Genomic DNA, 10720 nt, shown 5'->3' on the forward strand with positions numbered 1-10720 from the left:
AGTGCTGTGTAAATGCTGAAAAAAAAGATTGAATTATCAGAGATCCAAAAGGGAATCTATTTTGAATGCCAAACAGGAGAAAAAAATAATTATAATATCTCAGCGGCAATAAAAATAAAGAATGAAATAGATATTGTAAAGTTCGAAAAGGCATTACAAATGTTGGTGAATGAACAAGCAGCACTGCGCAGTCATATTGAATTACTAGATGGCAGTCTGTCCATGGTAATTAATGAAGAAGTAGATGCTGCTGTTCATTATTATGATGTTTCCAAGGAACATCATAATAAGAGAATAGATGAAATAGTTAACGAAGAGGTTGGCTATGAGTTTAATTTATCAAAGGCACCACTTTTTAGAGTGTCCTTAATTAAAGAGGATAATAATTTATTTATTCTAGTACTGAATCTTCATCATATTATTGCTGACGGAGTGTCACTTGATATTTTTATCAAAAAACTATTTACCTATTATTCCAATTCGCTAAATGGTGAAGTAATTGAATTAAAAGAAGACTGCGGATTTTTAAATTTTGTTGAAAGCGAAAATAAAAAACTGGCGAATGGTAACTATGAAAAACAAAAGGAATATTGGCGAGAAAAAGTAAAAGATGCAAATGCTTTGAACTTTCCAAAGGACTTCTCGAATGCTCATCATAACGGGATAGGGAAAGAGAAGTCTTATCGAATTTCTAAGGATTTAATGAACAGTATAAAGAAAGCATCTCAAAAAGAAGAAGTGACACCGTTTATTTTCTGTTTAGCGGCATTTAGTGCATTGATGGGAAAATGCTGTAATGAAAAGAATGTAGTAGTTTCTAGTCCATTCACAAATAGACCGGGATTCGACTTTGAAGAAACGATAGGATGCTTTATTTATACATTGCCATTAAGTGTAACAATCGACAATCATAAACCATTTAAAGATGTTATTGAGGCAATGTATGAGGAAATGATTGGAGCATATAAAAATATCGGATATCCCAACAATTTAATTGCCCGTGAAACAGAATCTAGTATCTATACAGGGATTCAGTCAATCTTCGATATTACCTTCGTCTATGACAAATATAGTAAACCGACATGGGAAGGCGTAGAATGTGACACATTTGAAATGGACAATACGATGTTCCCTGGAAATATGATGGTAATTCTTGCTGAAATGCCTGATGGTGACATGATTAAGATTCAGTACAAGTCTGATATCTATGCAGAAGAAATGATCGAAATGCTAGGAAGACGTTTTATTAAACTGTTAGAAACTGTAACAGCGCATACGGATGTACTAGTGAAAGATATCGACTTATTTTTGGAAGATGAAAAAGTGCATATTTTGAATACTTTCAATCAGAGTGCATTCTTCGATTATAAACCAATGCACATTATAGATATTTTCCATGAGCGAGTTCGCACGTATAGAGAACATACAGCACTTCTTTTTGATAATGGCAGCATGAGCTATGAAGAAGTCAATAAAAAAGCGAATCAGATAGCAAGAAAAATATTGCAACACAAGAAAAAAGAGAATGAAGTAATTGGCGTACAGTTAAAACGTTCTAAAGAAATGGTTCTTACTATATTAGGAATTTTGAAAGCTGGCTGTGCTTATGTACCAATCGAAAATTATTATCCTGAAAATCGAAAAAATTATATTTTTAACGATGCCGATATCAATATTTTAATTACATCGAAAGACTTGCAATATGATTTTTGTCAGGATAAACAAATTATTTTTGTTGATGATAATGAAACATACAGCGGGGATGATAGCAATCTTGATATTGTATTAAATCCTTTTGACTTGGCCTACATTGAGTATACTTCAGGTTCGACTGGTGAGCCAAAAGGGGTAATGATTGAAAACCATAGTGTAGTCAATACAATTATGGATTTGGAAAGACGTTTCCCTGTTCAAGAAGGCGATGTTTATCTATATAAAACGCCTTTTTCATTCGATATTTCGGGAACGGAACTGTATGGCTGGTTTATGGGAAAAGGTGCTCTGTGTATTTTAGAACATGATGGCGAGAAAAATCCAGAACTTATCTTAGAATTTATAGATCGCTATCATGTAACCCATATAAACTTTGTACCAAACATGCTCAAGGTATTTTTAGAACTGTTGAATGAAAAAAATAATAAAGAAAAGTTACACTCCTTACGATGGATTTTTGTTGGAGGAGAGGCATTAACTGCTGATATAATTGATAAATTTTTTGACATGAAACTAGCTGTAAATCTTGAAAATGTTTATGGTCCAACAGAATGTACAATGTGGGCTTCACACCATTCTATTCAAAAATGCGAGCGTGTTTCGAATGTATCGATTGGACATCCGTTAAATGAAATTCGATGGTATGTTATTGACGAAAATAATCAACTTCAGGTGGTAGGTGTACCTGGTGAGTTATGTTTAAGTGGAGTAGGATTGGCCCGAGGTTATCTCAATAAAGAAGAACTTACAAATGAAAAATTTTGTGAAAATCCATTCTATGATGAAAGAAAAGATCCCGTTTGGTTTAAGAAGATGTATAAAACAGGTGATTTGGCGAGATGGCTTCCTGACGGCAATATCGAATTTATGGGGAGAATGGATCACCAAGTTAAAATTAGCGGATTACGGATTGAACTGGGAGAAATTGAAAATGCAATGGTTCAGTTTGACGGCATTTTAGAAGCTGTAGTAGTTACGAAGCAATCTTCCAACCATTTACCTGTACTATGTGCTTATTATGTTGCTCCACAACAAGTGCCTGTAGCTGAGTTAAGAGCATTTTTAAGTCATTATGTACCAGACTATATGATTCCAGCATTCTTTGTTCATAGGGAGAAAATGCCGATTAATAGTAGTGGGAAAATAGACCGGAAAATACTTATTGCAGATACTACCTATAATCATCACACTACGACAATTAATCAAGTACCAGAATCTGAATTAGAGACAATTATTGCTCGTATTTGGAAAGAGGTATTAGAAATTGATCATGTAGGAATAGAAGATAATTTCTTTGAAATCGGTGGGCATTCCATGGCTGCGATTCTAGTACATAGCAGATTAAAGCAAGTACTTGATATGGAATTTTCTATTACTGTTTTATATCAATTCCCAACGATACGTCTATTATCTGAGCAAATGATGAAAAACGAAAAGGTAGAAATTCAGGACAGAAAGAATTTTTTCAAGAGAAAGAAAAAATCAGTCTATTCTGATATTGCCATTATTGGAATGGCAATTGACGTTCCAGGTGCCGATAATATTAAGGATTTTTGGCATAACTTGAAACATGAAAAAGAGAGTATTCATTTTTATAATGATGAAGAACTTCGCAACCTTGGCATTAGTGAAGAAACGATTCACAACAAGAATTATGTAAAGGCTAAAGGTCGTGTAGATGACATTGAATACTTCGATTCAGAATTTTTCGAATATACACCGAGCGAAGTAAATCTTATGTCGCCGCAGTTAAGGCTTTTGTACAAAGGAACATGGGAGGCCTTGGAGGATGCGGGATATTATCCAGAATCGACAGAAGATAAGATGGGCATCTTCATCGGTGGTTCAGATGATTTCCAATGGTATAACGAAGCATTGGGCAATAATGACAATTACAGTGATATGTATCAAGCATTTACAATGAGTACGAATCATTTTCTTGCAACAAGGTTAGCTTACAAATTTAATATTAAAGGGCCTGTGTTCTCATCACTTACTGGATGCTCAACGACCCTCGTTACGACACATCTAGCATGTCAATCTCTCATGTTAGGAGAATGTGATATAGCTATTGCTGGCGGTGTTACTGTTGAACTTCCAAATGATGGTGGTTATATGTATCAAGATGGGATGATGTTTTCATCTGATGGGCATTGTCGTCCATTTGATGCAGAAGCTAGCGGTACAATATTTTCAAATGGAATGGGAATTGTTGTATTAAAGAGACTAGATGAGGCACTGGAAGCGGGAGATCATATTTATGCAGTTATTAAAGGCTCTGCTATTAATAATGATGGCAGTCAAAAGGCAGGTTTTACTGCGCCAAGTGTAGATGGGCAGGCGGAGGTAATAAGGGAAGCTTATAAACGAGCAGAAATCGATCCCGAAACGGTCGGCTATATTGAAGCACATGGGACAGGTACTATATTAGGAGATCCGATTGAGGTTGAATCGTTAACAAAAGCATTTGCCACAGATAAAAAGAGATACAGTTTATTAGGTTCTGTAAAAGGCAATATCGGCCATACTGATACGGCAGCAGGTGTAACAGGATTGATAAAAGTTGCATTAAGCTTAAAGAATCGATTTATACCTGGGACAGTAAATTATAAAAATCCTAATCCAAAGATTAATTTTGATGAGACACCATTTATTGTACAAAGTAATGGTATGGAATGGCAAAATAACAACAATCTCCCTCTTAGAGCTGGCATTAATTCATTTGGTGTTGGTGGAACGAATGCACATATGGTATTGGAGGAAGCACCAACTGTAAAAAACAGCAGTAAGGAAGAAAAAACAAATCTGTTCCTGTTTTCAGCAAAAACAAAAAATGCATTAATTGAAAATATAAAATCAACGCTAAAGTATGTTGCGTCAGATCAAAGTATAAACCGTTCCGATGCTGCTTGGACATTGATGGCGGGCAGAAAGCATTTCAAATATAGAAAAGCTATTGTAGTGAATGAGCATCTTGGAAAGGATATAAATGTCGATGAATTTATAGAAGATATTCTTGACAGTGAATGTAAAAAAGCTGACGAAGGTAAGAATGTTTACTTTATGTTTTCAGGACAGGGCAGCCAATATCAAGGAATCGGAAGAGAGTTATATTACGCAACAGACAGCTTTATAGGTAAACGTTACCGTCAGTATGTTGATGAAATATTCGGCTATCTCAATGAAGAAGAACAACATGAATTCTTTGATATTATCTATGGCAATGCAGATTCCTCTCTCGTTAATCAGACAAAATATAGTCAATTTGCATTGTTTGTTACGGAATTTTCACTTGCCAAAATACTGATAGATGTAGGGATAATGCCAAAGGCGTTTATCGGACACAGTATTGGTGAAGTAACAGCCGCAGCAGTTGCAGGCGTATGGAGTCTTGCTGATGCCGTAAAAATTGTCAGAGCCCGTGGAGATATTATGCAGAAGCAGAAGTCAGGTGTCATGCTTGCTGTAATGAAAGGTGTAGACGAAGTGAAAGAAATGCTAATTGATGGCGTATCGTTAGCATTAAATAATACTTCGGATCGTTGTGTCGTAGGTGGAACGAAAGAAAAAATAGAGGCATTTGAAAAAATAATGTCAGAAAAAGGCATTGGTGCGACAATACTTAAAACCTCACATGCATTCCATACCTATATGATGCAGGATGCCGCAACGGAGTTCAGCGAATATCTCAAAGCATTTCAATTTAATAATCCATCCATTCCGATTGTTTCAAATGTCACTGGTGAATGGGTGAAGGAAAATGAAATGTGCACGCCAACATATTGGGCAGAACATATTATAAACCCAGTACAATTTGATAAAAACCTAGCATTAATCTTACAAGATGAGCATGCAGCCTTTATCGAGATAGGTGGAGGAAGATCTTTATGTACCTTCGCATTACAGCATAAAGAGAGAAAAGAAGGACAAATATTCCTAAATATTTTACGGCACGCAATAGAAAAAGAACATGATTTGGAATATGTTTATGCAAAACTTGGACTTGCTTGGAGTGCTGGAGTAAAACTAAATTGGCAGAAATTTATGGGCAGTAACGTCCGCAATAGAGTGTCGTTACCAGTCTATCATTTCGAGAAAAAACGATACCCTATTACGATTACAATAGCTCAAGAAGGAAATACATTGAGAAGTAATCCGGAAATACAAAAAGTACTCGAAGCTTCAGAGCAAGTTACGGCAACAATTGAAAGCAAGGATTCTTTAGAGGAATGCATTATTGAATCTTATAAATCCGTACTAGGATTTGAAAATATCACAGAAAATCAGGATTTCTTTGAATTAGGCGGAGATTCATTAAAAGCGGTAAGCCTTTCTAATGTGATAGAGAGTAAAACAGGTATAAAAATAGCTGTTACTGAAATATTTAAACATACGACACCAAAGAAAATGAATGCCTATATCGCTAGTTTGAATGGACATTCTGTAAATAAAAATAAAATAGTCCCATTAAAAAAAGCTGCTTATTATAATACTTCTTCAGCGCAAAAGCGTATGTATAGTTTGCATTTGCTGGATAAAACAAGTACCGCCTATAATCTTCCTTCAGCCACAATAATAGAAGGAAAACTAAGTGAGGAAAAGGTGCGACAAGTTGCTGAAAAACTATTGATGCGACATGAAATATTAAGAACATCCTTTGACATTAAAGATAATAAAGTTGTCCAGCTGATTGAAGACCATGTAGATATGGAATTAACTTTTACAGAACAATTGATAGACAATGATGATCAAATAAAAGATTTAATTGACGACTTCATAAGACCTTTTGATTTATCGAAAGCGCCTTTATGTAGACTGAAATTAGTGACAGTTTCAGATGTAAAATCCATACTACTATTCGATGTACACCATATTATTGCAGACGGAACATCTGTTGAAATTTTAACAAAAGATTTTAATGATTTATATGTTTCTTCGTTGCCACCATTAACTGTGCACTATAAAGATTTTGCAGAATGGCAAAATCAGTATCTAGCATCTGAAAAAATACAAGAATCTAAAAAATATTGGACTGAGATGTTTAAAGATGGGATTCCTGTATTGGAGCTTCCGATTGATAAGGAAAGACCTGCAATCAAAACTTTCGCAGGAAAAAGAGTTCATTTTTCTATTGAAAGTGAAATGGCGGAGAGATTGGAAAAGTTTGCACAAAAAAATAGTGCCACGATGTATATGACGTTACTAAGTGCTTGGTATGTATTGCTTCAAAGATATTCTGGACAGGAAGACATCGTGATTGGTTCACCAGTAGCAGGACGTACAACAGATGAAGTCAAGGATATCATGGGTATGTTTGTTAATATGCTTGCGATAAGAAACAAGCCAATGGCAAAGAAAAAGTTTATCGATTTCTTCCATGAAGTGAAAGAAAATACCATTCAAGCATTAAAAAATCAAGAATATCAATTCGATGATTTGATTGAGCAACTGGATATTAAGCGGACACTTAACCGCAACGCACTGTTTGATGTTTGTTTTGATTTCCAAAACATGGAGACTCACGATTTGAATATTGATGGCATAAAAATTAGTCCATTCCAATTTGATACGCAAACTTCTGCTTATGATTTAGTTCTAACATGTCAACAACAGAGCAAGAATAAAGAAATTGACTGTTTTATTGACTTTTCAACTGATTTATTTAACGAGGATACGATGGAGAGAATGCAAAGTAATTACAAGACAATTCTTGAAAGTATCTTAAAGGATAGCGAAACGCTAATTGGCAAAATGACTGTAGTTTCTTCTATAGATAAAGACAACATCTTAAAACAATTAGAAGAGACCAAGCTTGATATAGCAGAACAAGTAACACTTCACAAAATGTTTGAAAGAAATGTCGATAAACATCCAGATAAAACAGCATTGATTACTTCAGATGGTACAGTCTGGACATACCGAGAATTGAATAAAAAAGCCAATATAATTGCCCACAAGTTACTATCCTTACATGTCGCACACGAAGATTTAGTTGGACTTATGACAACAAGGGATGAAAATATGTTAGCTGGTATGCTTGGCATTTTAAAAGCAGGGGCTGCCTATGTTCCGATTGATCATAATTATCCAAAAGAGCGAATTGACCATATGATGCAATTAAGCAAACCAAAGGCATTGTTAGTAGATAGAGATCATGTAGGAACAGTCGATTATAACGGTGTCTCTATAGACTGTAGGGCATTAGAAGCAAACGGACAGAATATTAAAAATCCTGAAGTTACCTGCACCGTAAATTCACTAGCCTATACGATATTTACTTCTGGATCAACAGGAAAACCAAAAGGCGTTATGGTCAATCATGCCTCTGTCATTAATTTTATATACGATATTGTCAATAGAAGGATTTTTAGAAATGAAGAGGATAGAGTCATTTGCTTAACGACATTATCATTTGACATTTTTGCATTTGAATCCATTGTACCAATGTGCACAGGTCATTCTATATACATGGCAGATGAAATCGAACAGCTAGATTCAACTTTAGCTGCACAAAAAATTATAATATATGGGGTTACGCATATTTTAAGTACGGTATCAAGAATTAAAACATTTGTCGATAATCCTGCGTTTGCACCGGCATTATCACAGTTGACATGTATTTTAAGTGGTGGAGAGAATTTCCCAATTCAACTACTTCAAGATATAAGGTCAAAATCTCTAGCAAGTATCTATAACATGTATGGACCATCTGAAACTACTATATGGTCAACTACAAAAGATCTTACACATTCAGATTATATAAGTATCGGTAAGCCAATTGCCAATACACAAATTTTTATTTTGAATGAAGAACAACAGTTACAACCGTATGGTGTTTATGGAGAAATATGTATTGCAGGAGAAGGCCTTGCAAGGGGCTATTACAACGATAAGCTAGAAACAGATAAAAAGTTCACTTTAGTAGAAGATTTACCTGGTATTAAAGTTTACAAAACGGGTGATAGAGGGAGAATGCATGCTAATGGTGAAATCGAAATTTCTGGTAGATTAGATAATCAGATTAAAATCAGAGGGTATCGAATTGAGCTTGGTGAAATTGAAAAAGCTGCTTTAGAACATTCAAATGTCAACATAGTTGTAGTAAAGGCAAATGAAGATGCAGATTATAACAAAAATTTGACATTATATTATTGCCTAAAGGATGATGCGCCTAGTGCAGCAAGAAAAGATTCACTATGGCTAAAGAACTGGTTACAGTCAAAATTGCCAAATTATATGGTACCTACTGAATATATGCAATTAGATAACATGCCTGTTCTTCCAAATGGAAAGATTAACAAAAATGCATTAGCAACCTTAGAGGAAAAGAAAGTACTTGAGGTTAATATGCCACCAAAATCAGTACTTGAAAGTGAAATACTGAAAATTTGGAAAGAGATTTTACAAAAAGACCATATTGGTGTCTATGATAACTTCTTTGATGTAGGAGGGACTTCATTAACATTAATGATGGTCAATAACAAGATTAATAGTGAGTTAGGGCTAACGATTCCAGTAATGAAGCTTTTTGAATATCCGACCATAGATGGTTTAGTTCAAGAATTATCACAGGAAAGTGGTAAGAATGGTAGCCAAAACGAGACGACTGCCGAGGAACCATCATTTGATCAAGATTATTTTGATGACGACGGATTTGATGAAGCCTTCGAGGATTCAACTGAAGCGGTGAATACCGAGGGAATTCGTAATGATGATGTAGCTGTAATCGGTATGGCATGTCGATTCCCAGACGCAGAAAACATTCATTCATTCTGGCAGAATATTGTCAATGGCAAGGAGAGTATTCATTTCTTTAATGATGACGATCTTTTACAAAGTGGCATTCCTAAAGAAGTATTTGAGAAAGAGAATTATGTAAGGGCAAAAGGCTTCTTAAAGGATGTAGAATATTTTGACGCAAAACTATTTGACTATTCGGATAAAGAAGCGAGCATGATGGACCCTCAAATACGTTTATTGCATCAATGTACGTATGAACTATTGGAAAATGCGGGATACAATTCATTCGACTATGACGGAAAAATTGCTATGTACGCTGGAAGTGGTTCCAATCTGTTATGGATGTCAAAGTTTGGGAACAACCAGAATGATATCATCGATGCATTCGAAGCAATCACATACAATGAGAAGGATTTTCTGACAACTAGAATTGCCTACAAGTTGAATTTAAAAGGTCCTAATATGAACATTCAGACGGCATGTTCTACGTCTCTTGTTGCAATCCATCAAGCAGCACAGATTGTTATAAATGGAGAGGCGGATATGGCAATCGCAGGTGGAGTAAGTATTTCCTATCCTCGAAAAGAAGGCTATCTATGGCATGAAGGTATGATCTTTTCAAAAGATGGCCATTGTCGACCTTTCTCTGATGATTCATCAGGTACGGTTTCTGGGAACGGATGCGGCGTCGTATTGTTAAAACCTTTGAAAAAAGCTTTAAAAGACAACGATCATATATATGCAGTCATTAAAGGCTCTGCAGTTAACAATGATGGTATTGACAAGATTGGCTATACGGCACCAAGTATTAAAGGCCAAACAGATGTCATTAAATCTGCATTAGGCAACGCTGGTATTAAACCAGAGGAGATTAGTTTTGTAGAAGCACATGGCACGGGAACTTCTTTAGGAGATCCAATTGAAATAGAAGCTTTAAAACAGGCGTGGGGAACGAATAAAAAAAATTACTGTGCTATTGGAGCGGTAAAAGCAAACATCGGTCATCTTGATGCAGCAGCAGGAGTGGCAGGATTTATAAAAACAGTTTTAGTGCTTGATAAAAAAGTAGTACCACCATTGATTAATTTTAATCAGCCTAATGAAAAACTAGATCTAAACAACAGTCCATTTTATTTCAATACTGAGGCGAAGAAGCTAGAAACAACTCATGGGAAACTAAAAGCAGCAGTCAGCTCTTTTGGCATCGGTGGAACGAATGCACATATTGTTTTAGAAGAAGCGCCAAAGTAAGGAGGTATGGAACAAC

The 10720-nt window shown here is 35.4% G+C and carries 1 protein-coding gene; it reads left to right on the plus strand.

The genetic code is table 11. From position 1 onward, the window contains the following. The first annotated feature begins 12 nt into the window (after positions 1–12). Entirely contained in the window at positions 13–10704 is a 10692-nt protein-coding gene (locus I5435_RS05850) for a non-ribosomal peptide synthetase/type I polyketide synthase (protein WP_337983387.1), read from the plus strand. The last annotated feature ends 16 nt before the right edge of the window (positions 10705–10720 follow it).

This window comes from Lysinibacillus sp. C5.1 (genome assembly GCF_016350185.1).
Classification (GTDB): domain Bacteria; phylum Bacillota; class Bacilli; order Bacillales_A; family Planococcaceae; genus Lysinibacillus; species Lysinibacillus sphaericus.

What these genes read in the sequence shown, in the direction of transcription:
- I5435_RS05850 (WP_337983387.1), top strand. Translation starts at nt 13, where the DNA reads ATGCTGAAAAAAAAGATTGAATTATCAGAGATCCAAAAGGGAATCTAT.